Annotated in this window: 15 protein-coding genes and 1 pseudogene; 8 read left to right on the top strand and 8 right to left on the bottom strand. The window is 57.2% G+C overall.

Going from position 1 to position 14349, the window contains the following annotated elements; genetic code table 11:
* Together carB and ACI2JR_RS03955 are read left to right on the top strand one after the other, a co-directional pair.
* A pseudogene (gene carB / locus ACI2JR_RS03950) lies at nt 1–609 on the top strand (carbamoyl phosphate synthase large subunit); the annotation flags it as partial.
* Between the two features lie 168 nt (nt 610–777).
* Nucleotides 778–1011, top strand: a complete 234-nt coding sequence (locus ACI2JR_RS03955; RefSeq protein WP_004857757.1) for a YgdI/YgdR family lipoprotein — start codon at nt 778–780, stop codon at nt 1009–1011.
* A gap of 51 nt (nt 1012–1062) precedes the next feature.
* Here ACI2JR_RS03955 and ACI2JR_RS03960 read toward each other — a convergent pair whose 3' ends face one another.
* From ACI2JR_RS03960 to idnO, 3 genes are read right to left on the bottom strand one after another with little or no spacing between them, the layout of a single operon-like run.
* Complete coding sequence (locus ACI2JR_RS03960; protein ID WP_132729955.1) at nt 1063–1530, bottom strand: NanQ anomerase/TabA/YiaL family protein; 468 nt, start codon at nt 1528–1530, stop codon at nt 1063–1065.
* Nucleotides 1527–2057 carry a gluconokinase gene (locus tag ACI2JR_RS03965; protein ID WP_032698183.1) on the bottom strand — a complete coding sequence of 177 codons (531 nt, stop codon included), beginning with the start codon at nt 2055–2057 and terminating at the stop codon, nt 1527–1529. The genes ACI2JR_RS03960 and ACI2JR_RS03965 overlap by 4 nt, the downstream gene beginning before the upstream one ends.
* Before the next feature lie 14 nt (nt 2058–2071).
* The gene (gene idnO, locus ACI2JR_RS03970) at nt 2072–2836 is read right to left on the bottom strand and encodes a gluconate 5-dehydrogenase (RefSeq protein WP_132729954.1); all 765 of its coding nucleotides are present in this window, start codon (nt 2834–2836) and stop codon (nt 2072–2074) included.
* Nucleotides 2837–3123: 287 nt separating this feature from the next.
* Here idnO and ACI2JR_RS03975 point away from each other — a divergent pair, with 287 nt between their 5' ends.
* From ACI2JR_RS03975 to folA, 6 genes are all read left to right on the top strand, one after another.
* Complete coding sequence (locus ACI2JR_RS03975) at nt 3124–4116, top strand: LacI family DNA-binding transcriptional regulator (RefSeq protein WP_132729953.1); 993 nt, start codon at nt 3124–3126, stop codon at nt 4114–4116.
* Nucleotides 4117–4326: 210 nt separating this feature from the next.
* Nucleotides 4327–5277 carry a 2-hydroxyacid dehydrogenase gene (locus tag ACI2JR_RS03980; protein ID WP_132729952.1) on the top strand — a complete coding sequence of 317 codons (951 nt, stop codon included), beginning with the start codon at nt 4327–4329 and terminating at the stop codon, nt 5275–5277.
* Nucleotides 5278–5349: 72 nt separating this feature from the next.
* Nucleotides 5350–6654: an MFS transporter gene (locus tag ACI2JR_RS03985; RefSeq protein ID WP_132729951.1), complete on the top strand. Its 1305-nt coding sequence runs from the start codon at nt 5350–5352 to the stop codon at nt 6652–6654.
* A gap of 95 nt (nt 6655–6749) precedes the next feature.
* The gene (gene kefF / locus ACI2JR_RS03990; protein ID WP_462477931.1) at nt 6750–7280 is read left to right on the top strand and encodes a glutathione-regulated potassium-efflux system oxidoreductase KefF; all 531 of its coding nucleotides are present in this window, start codon (nt 6750–6752) and stop codon (nt 7278–7280) included.
* Nucleotides 7273–9138: a glutathione-regulated potassium-efflux system protein KefC gene (gene kefC, locus ACI2JR_RS03995; RefSeq protein ID WP_462477932.1), complete on the top strand. Its 1866-nt coding sequence runs from the start codon at nt 7273–7275 to the stop codon at nt 9136–9138. The genes kefF and kefC overlap by 8 nt, the downstream gene beginning before the upstream one ends.
* A gap of 182 nt (nt 9139–9320) precedes the next feature.
* Nucleotides 9321–9800, top strand: coding sequence for a type 3 dihydrofolate reductase (folA, locus tag ACI2JR_RS04000; protein ID WP_132729948.1), 480 nt, complete (start codon nt 9321–9323; stop codon nt 9798–9800).
* A gap of 82 nt (nt 9801–9882) precedes the next feature.
* Here folA and apaH read toward each other — a convergent pair whose 3' ends face one another.
* The 5 genes from apaH to surA form a co-directional block, all read right to left on the bottom strand.
* Complete coding sequence (gene apaH, locus ACI2JR_RS04005) at nt 9883–10731, bottom strand: bis(5'-nucleosyl)-tetraphosphatase (symmetrical) ApaH (RefSeq protein ID WP_132729947.1); 849 nt, start codon at nt 10729–10731, stop codon at nt 9883–9885.
* A 4-nt stretch (nt 10732–10735) separates the two neighbouring features.
* On the bottom strand, nt 10736–11113 hold the full coding sequence (apaG, locus tag ACI2JR_RS04010; protein ID WP_132729946.1) for a Co2+/Mg2+ efflux protein ApaG: 378 nt from the start codon (nt 11111–11113) through the stop codon (nt 10736–10738).
* Nucleotides 11114–11115: 2 nt separating this feature from the next.
* A complete protein-coding gene (gene rsmA / locus ACI2JR_RS04015; protein WP_132729945.1) occupies nt 11116–11937 on the bottom strand; it encodes a 16S rRNA (adenine(1518)-N(6)/adenine(1519)-N(6))-dimethyltransferase RsmA in 822 nt (273 codons plus the stop codon).
* Nucleotides 11934–12923, bottom strand: coding sequence for a 4-hydroxythreonine-4-phosphate dehydrogenase PdxA (gene pdxA, locus ACI2JR_RS04020; protein ID WP_165905724.1), 990 nt, complete (start codon nt 12921–12923; stop codon nt 11934–11936). The genes rsmA and pdxA overlap by 4 nt, the downstream gene beginning before the upstream one ends.
* A 124-nt stretch (nt 12924–13047) precedes the next feature.
* Nucleotides 13048–14334 carry a peptidylprolyl isomerase SurA gene (surA, locus tag ACI2JR_RS04025; protein WP_132729943.1) on the bottom strand — a complete coding sequence of 429 codons (1287 nt, stop codon included), beginning with the start codon at nt 14332–14334 and terminating at the stop codon, nt 13048–13050.
* Nucleotides 14335–14349: the final 15 nt, after the last annotated feature.

The following is a 14349-nucleotide window of genomic DNA, read 5'->3' on the forward strand; positions in this document are numbered from 1 at the left end:
ACGCTGGCTCAGCAGGGCGTGACCAAAGAGATTATCCCGCCGTACTACTCGGTGAAAGAAGTGGTGCTGCCGTTCAACAAATTCCCGGGCGTGGACCCGCTGTTAGGGCCGGAAATGCGCTCTACCGGGGAAGTGATGGGCGTAGGTCGTACCTTCGCGGAAGCTTTCGCCAAGGCGCAGCTGGGCAGTAGCTCCACGATGAAAAAGCAGGGGCGCGCGCTGCTCTCAGTACGCGAAGGCGACAAAGAGCGCGTGGTGGACCTGGCGGCGAAGCTGCTGAAGTTCGGTTTCGAGCTGGATGCGACCCACGGCACTGCGATTGTGCTGGGTGAAGCCGGTATTAACCCGCGTCTGGTGAACAAGGTGCATGAAGGTCGTCCGCACATTCAGGACCGTATCAAGAATGGCGAGTACACCTACATCATCAACACCACCGAAGGTCGTCAGGCGATTGAAGACTCCAAGCTGATTCGTCGCAGCGCCCTGCAGTACAAAGTGCATTACGACACCACCCTGAACGGCGGTTTCGCGACGGCGATGGCGCTGAACGCCAACGCTATCGAGAAAGTGACCTCGGTCCAGGAAATGCACGCCCAGATTAAGAAGTAAGCCGCTTCGCTAACGGCGAGTAAGGCAACAAAAAGGCTGACGCGCGAACGTCAGCCTTTTTTTATTGTGGGCATCTTCGGAGAGTTCTGCTTTTAACTGACCGCCTGCTGGGGCTAACTAGAGTTAGCATCATAACGATATCAATTGACGGAAAGACAGGAGGATACAATGCGGAACAAAATTCTGATGGCATCCGCGCTGGCGGCGACGGCAATGTTATTTGTGGCGGGCTGTTCATCAAACCAGTCGCTGAAGACCACGGATGGTAAGACGATCGTGACGGATGGCAAACCGCAGGTGGATGACGATACCGGCATGGTGTCTTATAAAAATGCTGAAACCGGTCGTACCGAGCAGATCAATCGCGATCAGGTCAAGTCAATGGATGAGCTGGATAACTAAGGGTATCCATGGCCCCGCATGACACTGCGCGGGGCCGGTATTACGCCATCGCTAAAGCAGGGCGTGGTCGATCTTTACGATGATCTTGCGCAGCGGCGCGCCGGCATCCATGGCGCCCATCGGCCGGTGCAGTTCGCCCGGGAACAGAATCGCCAGCTCTTCCGGATGCAGATGAATCAGCGTTTCGCTGCCGATCTTTTCACAAAAGCCAATATCGTGCGCCTCTTTAAACGGGCCGTCCGGGACGATCGCCAGGCCTTTATTGCCGGCGCCGATAATCTCCACCCCTGCCAGGACAATATGAATATCAATATACTGACGATGGTACTCCGGGCGTTGTTCCGCCAGTGGCCGCGTCTGGCCTTCGACCACGGTGAAAAACAGATTGTCTCCATCGACGGTATATTTTCCCGGCGGTAGGGAGTGTGGATCCTGCTGGGCGACGGCCTGTAAAGCTTTGCGGATCACCGGCGGATAGAACGCGTTTTTTGCGCCAGCGTTGAGGGTATCGATAATCATGCCGGGACTCCCTGTAGTGGGTGAGGGTCAAGTAAGGTGATGGATTGCGCGACGATAGTCGCCACGTCGGGGGCGATATCAACGGCGATGATATCGCGCTCGCTGGCGTCCGGCGTTTCCAGGGCGGCAAACTGGCTGCGCAGCAGCGCTTCCGGCATAAAGTGGCCTTTACGCTGCTGCATCCGCTGCAGAATGCACTCATAGTCGCCGGTCAGCCACAGAAAACGCAGGTTGTCGCTGCCTTCACGCAGACGGTCGCGATAGCGTTTTTTCAGCGCCGAGCAGACCAGCACGCCGGATTCATTCTTTTGCTCCAGGCTGAAAATCACGTCGGCAATCCGCTCCAGCCAGGGCCGGCGATCGTCATCATCGAGCGGCTGGCTGGCGGCCATTTTGACAATATTCTGCCGTGGATGCAGATCGTCGCCATCGATGAACTTCGCGCCAAGCGCCTGGGCCAGCGCCTGCCCGACGGTGGTTTTGCCGGTGCCTGAGACGCCCATCAAAATAATGCATTGTCCTGCCATCTTGCGCTCCTTAATCAGACGGCAACCAGCATGCCGCCGTCGACGAATAACAGGTGACCATTAACGAAATCGGAGGCTTTGGATGACAGAAACACCGCCGCGCCAACCAGCTCCTGTGGGTCGCCCCAGCGGGCGGCGGGAGTACGTTTGCATAGCCAGTCGGTAAAGGCGCGATCGTCCACCAGCGCCTGGGTCATGGCGGTCTTAAAGTAGCCCGGGGCGATACCGTTAACCTGAATGTTATAGCGCGCCAGTTCGACACACATCCCGCGGGTCAGCATTTTTACCGCGCCTTTGGCGGCGGCGTAAGGCGTAATCGTGTCGCGCCCCAGTTCGCTCTGCATGGAGCAAATATTGACGATTTTTCCGCGCTGGCGGCTGACCATGCGTTTGGCCACGGCCTGGGAGACAAGAAAGACAGCGGTCTGATTGACGGAAATAACATCATTCCATTCCTGTACCGGAAATTCGGTAAACGGGTGGCGCCGCTGGATCCCGGCATTATTAAAGAGGACGTCAATGACGCCAATTTCTTCTTCAATTTTGCTAATCGCGTTTTCTACCGCGTCGGCGTCGGTGACATTAAATACCGCGGAATGAGCGACGGCACCTTCATCACGTAATTTCATCACCGCATCATCTGCTCGCGACGCAGAAATATCGTTGATAATAATTTCTGCGCCATATTGTGCAAGGCCCTGGGCCATGACAAAACCAATACCTTGTCCGGCGCCAGTAATTAAAATTCGTTTGCCTTGTAAGCTGAAAAGATCTTTCATCTTGATATCCTGATTAACGGCTGAATATAAATGATGCTGTGCGTTTTCATTGCGGATTAACCAACAACAAACCGCAACAACCTGTGCTCTATCTCACGGATTTTTGCCGGGTAAAACCGTGATGGAGATCACTCAAAACGGTGTTACGAAAAGGGGTTACATTAAACGTGAAGTCGGGTGGAAATTACCGTGTCTCAAGGGGTTAACGGGGAAAGGGTTCGATTCTCTTTTTCTTCAGCGGCAGGCATAATGGCCTGATGCAGCGGATGTATTTGACGGGCAGATAGATGAAAGCACAACGTATTACGCTCAATGATATTGCAGCGCTGGCTGGCGTAACCAAGATGACCGTCAGCCGCTATTTACGTACGCCGGACAAAGTGAAACCGGAAACGGCGGAACGTATCGCCAGCGTGATTGCGGAAATCGGCTATGAGCCCGATCCCGATAATCCGGCGATGACCAGCGTCGTCGTGCCGCGCATAGGCGTGCTGATCCCTTCTTTTCATAACCAGATCTTTGCCGACCTGCTGGCCGGTATCGAGTCGGTCACCGCCGCGCACGGCTATCAGACGCTGGTGGTGAACTACGATTACGACCGCCAGCGCGAAGAGGAACAGATTGCCGCCGTGCTGGCCTTTCACGTCAAAGGCCTGCTGCTGACCGAGTCTCTCCATACGCTACGGGCGGATAAGTACCTGAATGCGGCAAAAATCCCGGTGGCCGAAGTGATGGGGCTGGCCGAGAATCCGGGGCGGATCAACGTCGGGTTCGACAACTTCAAGGCCGGGTTTGACATGACCAATATGCTGCTGGCGAGCGGCAAGCGGCATATTATCTATTTTGGCTCAATGTCCGATGTGCGCGACGAACAGCGCTATGCCGGCTATTGCCAGGCGATGGAGAATGCCGGGCTGGCCACCGGACGTATTGCGCCGAATAAGGTATCGTCGGTGTCGATCGGTACCGGGATGATGAACCTCGCGCGTCAGATGTATGCCAGCATGGACGGGATTCTGTGTACTAACGACGATCTGGCGGTAGGCGTGTTACAGGAGTGCCTGGCAACGGGTATCACGGTCCCGCAGGAGTTGGCCATCGCCGGTTTTCATGGTCTGGAGATCGGCCAGATAATCGCTCCGCGCCTGGCGAGCGTCCTGACCCCGCGCTTTGAAATGGGGAAGGTGGCGACAGAGATTTTAATTAAAAAAATCAAAGGGCTGCCCACCATAGAAAAAGTTGACTTGCACTATCGTCTGTCGATGGGCGAAACCATCTAGCCCTCTCTGAACGGCGGTGACGTACTGTTAGTAAAACGTTAACGTCGCGCCGCGCGCCACCTGCGCAACCGCGGGTTTTGTCTTACCGATCACGGACGCCGTAACAGCTATTTTTAACACGATTCAGCGTGATGCAGATCGCAAAACGTCCGGCTAAAAAACCGTTTGATAGTGGCTACTGTCGTAATGAACCGTCAAACAGGTGATCTGATGAAGAGTACTATTACCCGCGCCGTCCTCCTGGTGGCTCCCGTGCTTGATTCGCTGCAGGAAAAGCTGGCGGCCGAATTCCCGCTGCTGCGTCTGTACGAACAGGACGATCCGATCGGCTTTCTGCGCGAGCAGGGAGAGAACATCGCCGCCGTCGTTACCCGCGGCGATATTGGGGTGCAGAACAGCGTGCTTGAACTGCTGCCGCACGTCGGGCTGATTGCTATCTTCGGCGTGGGTACCGACGCCGTGGATTTAGAGTATGCCCGTTCCCGGCAGATTGCCGTCTCCATCACTTCCGGCGTGTTGACCAACGACGTGGCCGATCTGGCAATGGGCCTGCTGCTGGCCGGTTCCCGCAACCTGTGTCAGGGCGATCGCTTTGTGCGCGAAGGGCGCTGGGAGAAAGGCGGCATGCCGCTGGCCACCCAGGTGAGCGGCAAACGTATCGGCCTGCTTGGGATGGGGAATATCGGCCAGGCGATTGCCCGCCGCGCCCGCGGTTTTGATATGCAGGTGCTCTATACCGACCGTAAACAGGTCCCGGGGCTGGATTATCAGTGGTGCGCCGATCTGCATACCCTGGCGCATGAGAGTGATTTTCTGGTGATTGCCGCCTCCGGCGGCGAAGCGAACCGCGGTCTGATAGAGGCGTCGGTCTTTAACGTCATGCCGAAACACGCGTGGCTGATTAATATCGCCCGCGGGTCATTGGTGGATGAAAAGGCGCTGATCGCGGCGTTACAAAACGGTGTTATCGCCGGGGCCGCGCTCGACGTCTTTGAAGATGAGCCTCATGTGCCGGCAGAGCTGATTGCGCTCGATAATGTGGTGTTGCAACCTCATGTCGCCAGCGCGACCCATGAAACCCGACAGAAAATGAGTGATGTCGTTTTCGCTAACGTCGCCGCTTATTTCTCCGGCGCCGCTTTGCCGAACGCTATTAATTAATTTTCGCGTCTTATTTCTGTACCCAGCTCGAATTTCATTACAACGATAACCTCTGCATAGAGAGTGCGAAATATGAACGATAAAATCCCCAGCACCCGCTGGTGGCGTATTATTACGCCGGTGTTGATCGCCTGTATTATTTCGTTTATGGACCGGGTAAATATTAGTTTTGCCTTACCCGGGGGGATGGAACAGGATTTAGGTATTACCAGCCAGATGGCCGGTGTCGCCAGCGGTATATTTTTTATTGGTTATTTATTTCTGCAAATACCCGGTGGGCGTATTGCGGTAAACGGCAGCGGTAAACGCTTTATTGCCTGGTCGCTGATGGCCTGGGCGGTGGTGTCAATTGCGACCGGTTTCGTGACCCACGAATACCAATTACTGGTGCTGCGTTTTATTCTCGGCGTTTCCGAGGGGGGAATGCTGCCGGTAGTGCTGACAATGGTCAGCAACTGGTTCCCGGAAAAAGAGCTGGGGCGCGCCAACGCCTTTGTGATGATGTTCGCTCCGCTGGGCGGTATGCTGACCGCGCCGGTCTCCGGGGCGATTATTGCCGCGCTCGACTGGCGCTGGCTATTTATTATCGAAGGTCTGCTCTCGGTGGTGGTGCTGGCGGTATGGTGGTACATGATTAGCGACCGGCCGGAAGAGGCCCGCTGGCTGCCGGAGAAAGAACGCGACTATCTGGTCGCCACCCTCGCAGCCGAGCGGGCGGCGAAGCTGGCGGAAGATGCGGTGAGCAACGCGCCGGTGAAAGACGTTTTCCGCAACGGCGGGCTGATGAAGCTGGTGATCCTCAACTTCTTCTACCAGACCGGGGATTACGGCTACACCCTGTGGCTGCCGACGATCCTCAAAGGGCTGACCGGCGGCAATATGGCCAGCGTCGGCTTCCTGGCGGTGCTGCCCTTCGTGGCGACGCTGGCGGGGATCTATGTGATTTCGTTATTCAGCGATCGCAGCGGTAAACGTCGTCTGTGGGTGCGCTTCTCGCTCTACAGCTTCGCGGCGGCGCTGCTGGCCTCGGTAATACTGCGCGAACATGTGGTGGCGGCCTATATTGCGCTGGTGATTTGCGGCTTCTTCCTCAAATCAGCCACCAGTCCGTTCTGGTCGATGCCGGGGCGTATCGCCTCCGCAGAAGTGGCCGGCAGCGCCCGCGGAGTGATTAATGGTCTTGGCAACCTCGGCGGCTTCTGTGGTCCGTACCTGGTGGGGGTGATGATCTATCTGTATGGTCAGAATGTGGCGGTCTGCGCGCTGGCGGGATCGTTAATTATCGCCGGGACCATGACCTTCCTGCTGCCGAAACGCTGCGATCTCACGGTCAGTGAAGCCGATATCGCCGTCAGCAAGCAGCCGCGCAATGCCTGAGCGGTCAGGAGATAAAACAAGGTTGTGATTGTAAGCGCTTTGATTAACTGACTACACTCTTGCTGATTACAACGAGAGTTAACGCAGGCTAATCAATGATTCTGATAATTTATGCCCATCCCTATCCGCATCACTCGCATGCGAATAAACGGATGCTTGAGCAGGCAGGGACGCTGGATGGCGTAGAAATACGCTCCCTCTATCAACTTTACCCCGATTTCAATATCGACGTCGCCGCCGAACAGGCGGCGCTGGCGCGTGCCGACCTGGTTATCTGGCAGCACCCGATGCAGTGGTACAGCGTTCCGCCGCTGCTGAAGCTGTGGATGGATAAAGTGCTGTCGCACGGCTGGGCCTACGGGGATAACGGCATTGCGCTGCATGGCAAATCGCTGATGTGGGCGGTGACCACCGGCGGCGGCGAAAGCCACTTTGATATTGGCTCATTCCCCGGATTCGATGTGCTGGCCCAGCCGCTTCAGGCTACCGGGCTGTACTGCGGTATGAAGTGGCTACCGCCTTTCGCCATGCACTGCACTTTTATCTGTGACGATGAGACCCTGCAGGCGCAGGCGCGTCACTACCGTCAACGCTTAATCGAATGGCAGGAGACGCATCATGGATAGCCATACGCTCATACAGGCGCTGATATATCTCGGGTCCGCCGCGCTGATTGTGCCGATTGCCGTACGCCTTGGGTTGGGGTCGGTACTCGGCTATCTGATTGCCGGCTGTATTATCGGGCCGTGGGGCCTGAGGCTGGTGACCGATGCCGGGGCGATTTTGCACTTTGCCGAAATCGGCGTGGTGTTGATGCTGTTTGTGATCGGTCTGGAGCTTGATCCGCAGCGGCTGTGGAAATTGCGCGCCGCGGTGTTCGGCGGCGGCGCGCTGCAGATGGTGGTATGCGGGGTATTGATTGGCCTGTTTTGCATGCTGCTGGGCATGCGCTGGCAGGTGGCTGAGCTGATTGGCATGACGCTGGCGCTGTCATCTACGGCTATCGCCATGCAGGCGATGAACGAACGCAACCTGACGGTCTCGCAGCTGGGGCGCAGCACATTTGCCGTGCTGCTGTTTCAGGACATCGCGGCGATCCCGCTGGTGGCGATGATCCCGCTACTGGCGGTCAGCGGAGGGTCAACGACGCTGGGGGCATTCGCTCTGTCAGCTCTCAAGGTTGCGGCGGCGCTGGCGCTGGTGGTGGCGCTGGGGCGCTATGTGACCCGTCCGGTGCTGCGCTTTGTTGCCCGCTCCGGCCTGCGTGAGGTGTTCAGCGCCGTGGCGCTGTTCCTGGTCTTCGGCTTTGGCCTGTTGCTGGAAGAGGTGGGGCTGTCGATGGCGATGGGCGCCTTCCTTGCGGGGGTACTACTGGCGAGTTCGGAATATCGCCACGCGCTGGAAAGCGACATCGAACCGTTTAAAGGGCTGCTGCTGGGGTTGTTCTTTATCGGCGTCGGGATGTCGATTGATTTCGGCACCCTGGTGAGCCATCCGCTGCGCATTCTGATTTTACTGGTCGGCTTCCTGATCATTAAAGGGGTGATGCTGTGGCTGATTGCGAAACCGCTCGGGGTGCCGCGCGCCCAGCGCCGCTGGTTTGCCGTGCTGCTGGGGCAGGGGAGCGAGTTTGCCTTTGTGGTCTTCGGCGCGGCGCAGATGACCGACGTGCTGGATAGCGAGTGGGCCAAAGCGCTGACCTTAGCGGTGGCGCTATCGATGGCGGCGACGCCGGTTCTGCTGGTGCTGCTGACCCGCCTGGAGAAATCTTCCGCTGGTCAGGAGCGCGAAGCGGATGAGATTGATGAAGAACAGCCGCGGGTGATTATTGCCGGTTTTGGCCGCTACGGGCAGATTGCCGGCCGTGTGCTGCTTTCCGGCGGGGTGAAGATGGTGATCCTCGATCACGATCCTGACCATGTGGATACGCTACGTAAGTTCGATATGAAAGTGTTCTATGGCGACGCCACGCGCGCGGATCTGCTGGAATCCGCAGGCGCGGAAAAAGCCGAGGTGCTGATTAACGCCATCGACGATCCGCAAACCAGCCTGCAGCTGGTCGCGCTGGCGAAAGAACATTTCCCGCATCTGCAGATCATCTCCCGCGCCCGCGATGTCGACCACTATATTCAGCTGCGTCAGGCCGGGGTGGAGGCGCCGGAGCGTGAAACTTTCGAAGCGGCGCTGAAATCCGGGCGTATGGCGCTGGAGGCGCTGGGGCTGGGAGCTTATGAAGCGCGTGAGCGTGCCGATCTGTTCCGGCGCTTCAACCACAAAATGGTGGAAGAGATGGTGGCGATGGCCGAAAACGATGCGGCTTCTCGCGTGGCGGTGTTCAAACGGACCAGCGACATGCTGACCGGCATTATCAACGAGGATCGCAATCATCTGTCGTTAGTGCAGCGGCATGGCTGGCAGGGAACCGAAGAGGGCAGGCATACCGGCGATGTTGCCGATGAGCCGGAGAACAAGCCTGCCGTCTGAGGCGCGGCCTGCTGTAGTTAACATTTTGTTTTCGATTTAAATCCTCTGCTGGCGGCTCAGGTGGCTTACGTGGGCCCGCCAGCAAATCCGAAAATTTTCTTATTCTTTACTCTCCGCCCAGTCGACGAAGTATTACGCTTTACGTATAGTGGCGGCAATTTTTTGCATTCGGGAAATTTTCAATGATCAGTCTGATTGCGGCGTTAGCGGTAGATCGCGTCATTGGTATGGAAAACGCCATGCCATGGAACCTGCCTGCCGATCTCGCCTGGTTTAAACGTAATACGTTAAACAAGCCGGTGGTGATGGGGCGTCTGACCTGGGAGTCTATTGGCCGTCCGCTGCCGGGGCGTAAAAATATCGTTATCAGCAGCCAGCCCGGTAGCGACGATCGCGTGCAGTGGGTGAAATCGGTTGATGAAGCGATTGCCGCCTGCGGCGATGTTGAAGAGATGATGGTGATCGGCGGCGGTCGCGTGTATGAGCAGTTCCTGCCGAAGGCCCACAAGCTCTATCTGACGCATATTGATGCGGAAGTGGAAGGCGATACCCATTTCCCGGATTACGATCCGGATCAGTGGGAGTCGGTATTCAGTGAATTCCATGATGCAGACGCGCAGAACTCGCATAGCTACTGCTTCGAGATTCTCGAACGTCGCTAAGACCAACCCCGGCTGCATGGCGCTAACCGGGGTTGTATCGTATCCCGGATAAGAGGCGGCAGGCCGCTATCCGGGGTCGTTCTCAGGAGGCGACCGCCTCGCCTTCGTCCATATTCTTCTGCCGGTTAGACGGCTGGGTGAAATAGCGTTTATCTTCCCAGCGCAGGCAGGTGAGATCCCCGCCCCAGCAGCAGCCCGTATCCAGGGCGTAAATCCCCTCAGGCGTACCGCGGCCTTCCAGCGAAGCCCAATGGCCGAAAACAATGCTGTATTCACTGGCGATCGGCCCTGGAATGGTAAACCACGGTTTTAACGGCGCCGGGGCGTTTTCCGGCGCCTCTTTGGCATACATATCCAGCTGCCCGTTCGGGAAGCAGTACCGCATGCGGGTAAAGGCGTTGGAGATAAAACGTAGACGGGCCAGGCCGCTCAGCTCGTTGCTCCAGTTATTGGGCATATCGCCATACATCGCGTCGAGGAAGAACGGGTAGGAGTCGCTGGAGAGCACGGCTTCGACATCGTGCGCGCACTGCTTTGCCGTTTCCAGATCCCACTGCGGCGTGATGCCGGCATGGGCCATCACCAGTTTTTTCTCTTCATCGATCTGCATCAGCGGCTGGCGACGCAGCCAGTTGAGCAGTTCATCGGCATCCGGGGCTTCGAGCAGCGGTTTCAGCCGGTCTTTCGGCTTGTTGCGACTGATCCCGGCGAAAACCGCCAGCAGGTGCAGATCGTGATTGCCGAGGACGAGGCGTACGTCATCGCCCAGGGATTTAACGTAGCGTAACACCTCAAGCGAACCCGGACCGCGCGCGACTAAATCGCCCGTGAGCCACAGCGTATCGCGCCCTGGGGTAAACTCCACCTGCTTTAATAATGCGATCAGTTCATCGTAGCAACCGTGAACGTCGCCAATAAGATATGTAGACATTGTTTTAGTGAATGAGCGTTGGTACTGCGAGACGGAAAACAGGGATGTCGATCGAGAACGGCACGCCGTTCACATCGATCATTTCATAATGTCCCTGCATGGTGCCCAGCGGCGTTTCAATGACGGCCCCGCTGGTGTATTGAAATTCACCGCCTGCGGGAATATGCGGCTGTTCGCCGACAACCCCTTCACCCTGAACTTCAGTCTCACGACCGTGGCCGTTGGTGATAAGCCAGTAGCGGCCCAGCAGCTGAACCTGAGTCCGCCCCAGATTGCGAATGGTGACGGTATAAGCGAAGACGTAGCGCTCCTCTTCCGGGGAAGATTGCGATTCGATATAGACGCTTTGCACCTGCACGCAAACTCGAGGCGAATTGATCATGGTTAGCTCTCCTTGGTGGGCGAGTTGTCAGATAACCAGTTAGCTAACTGGCAGTACTGCGCCACGGAAATATTCTCTGCACGCTTCGCCGGATCGATGCCCAGCTCGGTCAGCACTTCTACGCTGAACAGGTTGCCGAGACTGTTACGAATCGTTTTCCGACGCTGGTTGAAGGCCTCGGTGGTGATTCGGCTCAGTACGCGAACCTCTTTCACCGGATGCGGCAGGGTGCGATAAGGCACCAGACGCACGACGGCGGAATCCACTTTAGGTGGCGGCGTAAAGGCGCTCGGCGGGACTTCAAGTACCGGGATAATCTGGCAGTAATACTGCGCCATAACGCTCAGTCGACCATACGCTTTGCTGTTCGGCCCGGCAACCAGACGATTGACGACCTCTTTTTGCAGCATAAAGTGCATATCGGCGATGGCATCAGTATAGCTGAACAGATGGAACATCAGCGGCGTCGAGATGTTGTACGGCAGGTTGCCGAACACGCGCAGCGGCTGACCCATAGTCTGCGACAGCTCGCCAAAGTTCATGGTCATCGCATCTTGCTGATAAATCGTCAGCTTAGGCCCTAAGAACGGGTGCGTTTGCAGACGTGCGGCCAGGTCGCGATCCAGTTCGATAACGGTGAGTTCGTCCAGGCGTTCACCGACCGGTTCGGTCAGCGCCGCGAGGCCCGGACCGATCTCGACAATTGCCTGACCTTTCTGTGGGTTAATGGCCGAGACAATGCTGTCGATCACAAATTGATCGTTGAGAAAGTTTTGCCCGAAGCGTTTACGGGCTAAGTGGCCCTGATGGACTCGATTATTCATTGCGTATTAACAATCATTTTGATGGCGAGATTAAGCGCCGTGATAAAACTGCCGACATCCGCTTTTCCCTGGCCCGCCAGTTCAAGCGCGGTACCGTGGTCAACGGAGGTTCGAATAAAAGGTAAACCGAGCGTAATATTCACGCCACGGCCAAAGCCCTGGTATTTTAGCACGGGAAGGCCCTGATCGTGGTACATCGCGAGTACCGCATCGGCATTGTCGAGATATTTGGGCTGAAACAGGGTATCGGCCGGTAGCGGGCCGCTCAGATTGATGCCCTGAGCGCGCATCTCTTCCAGCACCGGAATAATGGTATCGATCTCTTCCGTCCCCATGTGACCCCCTTCGCCCGCATGCGGGTTCAGGCCGCACACCAGCACGTGCGGCCGGGCGATACCGAATTTATGCCGCAGGTCGTGGTCCAGAATGGCGATCACTTCGCGCAGCAAATCGGGGGTGATCGCCTCGCTGATCGCCTTCAGCGGCAGATGGGTGGTCGCCAGCGCGACGCGCAGCTCTTCCGTCGCCAGCATCATCACCACTTTGCTGGCATGGGAGCGCTCTTCGAAGAACTCGGTATGGCCGGTAAAGGCGATGCCGGCGTCATTGATATTGCCTTTATGTACCGGCCCGGTAATCAATGCCGCAAATTCGCCGTGCAGGCAGCCGTCGCAGGCGCGAGCCAGCGTCTCTACCACATAGCTGCCGTTCTCCACGTTCAGGACGCCCGCTTCGACAGGAGCGTTCAGGGCGACGGGGAGAAGCGTCAGGGTGCCGGCGCGCTGTGCGGCGGCGGGGAGAGAAGGATCATAGGGCAGGAGAGATAAAGGAAGACCGAGCCGTTGGGCTCGGTCGGATAACAGGGCGCCGTCAGCGCACACCACCAGCTCTACCGGCCAGTCGCGCTGCGCAAGCTCTACCACGAGGTCGGGGCCAATTCCGGCGGGCTCGCCAGGGGTGATAACAACTCGGTTCATACACTTCATCCTTCAGGACGGGTTTGTGTTGGCAGAGCCAGCGAGCCCGGCAACCTGGTGGGTTGCGCCCCGGAACCGGCTGGCTTGCCGCCTCAATACACCCTGAATACCGTTGTGTATGAGGCCGTTCTTTTTAGTTGCTCAGAATTTTGACGTAAGCGCTGGCGCGCTGTTCCTGCATCCAGGTCGCCGCTTCTTCAGAGAATTTACGGTTCATCAGCATCCGGTATGCGCGGTCTTTCTGCGCCGCGTCGGTTCTGTCGACCTGACGGCTGTCCAGCAGTTCAATCAGGTGCCAGCCGAAGGAGGAGTGAACCGGAGCGCTGGTCTGGCCTTTGTTCAGGCGCATCAGCGCATCGCGGAAGGCAGGGTCGAAGATATCCGGCGTCGCCCAGCCTAAGTCACCGCCCTGGTTGGCTGAGCCCGGATCTTCGGAGAAATCTTTCGCCGCTTTAGCGAAGGTGGTTTTGCCGCTCTTAATATCTGCCGCGATCTGCTCCAGTTTGGCCCGCGCCTGATCGTCGTTCATGATCGGCGAGGGTTTGAGCAGAATGTGTCGCGCGTGAACTTCGGTCACCGAGATATTCTTGCTGCCGCCGCGCATATCGTTAATTTTCAGGATGTGGAAGCCAACGCCAGAACGAATCGGGCCGACGATATCGCCTTTCTTCGCGGTGCTCAGCGCCTGGGCGAAGATCCCCGGCAGCTCCTGAATGCGGCCCCAGCCCATCTGGCCGCCTTTCAGCGCCTGCTGGTCGGCAGAGTAGGTGATCGCCAGTTTACCGAAGTCAGCGCCGCCGCGCGCCTGTTCAACGATGGAGTTAGCCTGTTCCTGAGCGGCGGCAACTTCGTCGGAGGTCGGGTTTTCCGACAGCGGAATCAGGATGTGGCTCAGGTTCAGTTCGGTGCTGGCATCGTTCTGATCGCCAATCTGTTTGGCCAGAGATTCCACTTCCTGCGGCAGGACGGTGATACGACGACGAACTTCGTTGTTGCGCACTTCCGCAATCAGCATCTCTTTACGGATCTGATTGCGGTAGGTGTTGTAGTTCAGGCCGTCATAGGCCAGACGGCTACGCATCTGATCCAACGTCATGTTGTTCTGTTTGGCGATGTTGGCAATGGCCTGATCGACCTGATCGTCAGTGACTTTCACGCCCATCTTCTGGCCCATCTGCAACACAATCTGGTCCATGATCAGTCTTTCGAGGATCTGATGACGTAGGGTCGCGTCATCCGGCAGCTGTTGACCGGCCTGGCCAGCGTTGAGCTTAACCGATTGCATCAAACCATCGACGTCGCTTTCAAGCACAACGCCATTATTGACGACAGCCGCTACTTTATCGACAACCTGTGGGGCAGCGAAACTGGTATTCGCGATCATGGCGATACCGAGAAGCAGCGTTTTCCAGTTCTTCATACTTTTTCCATTTCA

The organism is Klebsiella sp. NPDC088457 (assembly GCF_044900465.1).
In the GTDB taxonomy this organism is placed as follows: domain Bacteria; phylum Pseudomonadota; class Gammaproteobacteria; order Enterobacterales; family Enterobacteriaceae; genus Klebsiella.

Excerpts from the sequence above, each read along its gene's own strand:
- ACI2JR_RS03955 (WP_004857757.1), top strand. The coding sequence starts at position 778 with ATGCGGAACAAAATTCTGATGGCATCCGCGCTGGCGGCGACGGCAATG.
- ACI2JR_RS03960 (WP_132729955.1), bottom strand. The coding sequence starts at position 1,530 with ATGATTATCGATACCCTCAACGCTGGCGCAAAAAACGCGTTCTATCCG.
- ACI2JR_RS03965 (WP_032698183.1), bottom strand. The coding sequence starts at position 2,057 with ATGGCAGGACAATGCATTATTTTGATGGGCGTCTCAGGCACCGGCAAA.
- idnO (WP_132729954.1), bottom strand. The coding sequence starts at position 2,836 with ATGAAAGATCTTTTCAGCTTACAAGGCAAACGAATTTTAATTACTGGC.
- ACI2JR_RS03975 (WP_132729953.1), top strand. The coding sequence starts at position 3,124 with ATGAAAGCACAACGTATTACGCTCAATGATATTGCAGCGCTGGCTGGC.
- ACI2JR_RS03980 (WP_132729952.1), top strand. The coding sequence starts at position 4,327 with ATGAAGAGTACTATTACCCGCGCCGTCCTCCTGGTGGCTCCCGTGCTT.
- ACI2JR_RS03985 (WP_132729951.1), top strand. The coding sequence starts at position 5,350 with ATGAACGATAAAATCCCCAGCACCCGCTGGTGGCGTATTATTACGCCG.
- kefF (WP_462477931.1), top strand. The coding sequence starts at position 6,750 with ATGATTCTGATAATTTATGCCCATCCCTATCCGCATCACTCGCATGCG.
- kefC (WP_462477932.1), top strand. The coding sequence starts at position 7,273 with ATGGATAGCCATACGCTCATACAGGCGCTGATATATCTCGGGTCCGCC.
- folA (WP_132729948.1), top strand. The coding sequence starts at position 9,321 with ATGATCAGTCTGATTGCGGCGTTAGCGGTAGATCGCGTCATTGGTATG.
- apaH (WP_132729947.1), bottom strand. The coding sequence starts at position 10,731 with ATGTCTACATATCTTATTGGCGACGTTCACGGTTGCTACGATGAACTG.
- apaG (WP_132729946.1), bottom strand. The coding sequence starts at position 11,113 with ATGATCAATTCGCCTCGAGTTTGCGTGCAGGTGCAAAGCGTCTATATC.
- rsmA (WP_132729945.1), bottom strand. The coding sequence starts at position 11,937 with ATGAATAATCGAGTCCATCAGGGCCACTTAGCCCGTAAACGCTTCGGG.
- pdxA (WP_165905724.1), bottom strand. The coding sequence starts at position 12,923 with ATGAAGTGTATGAACCGAGTTGTTATCACCCCTGGCGAGCCCGCCGGA.
- surA (WP_132729943.1), bottom strand. The coding sequence starts at position 14,334 with ATGAAGAACTGGAAAACGCTGCTTCTCGGTATCGCCATGATCGCGAAT.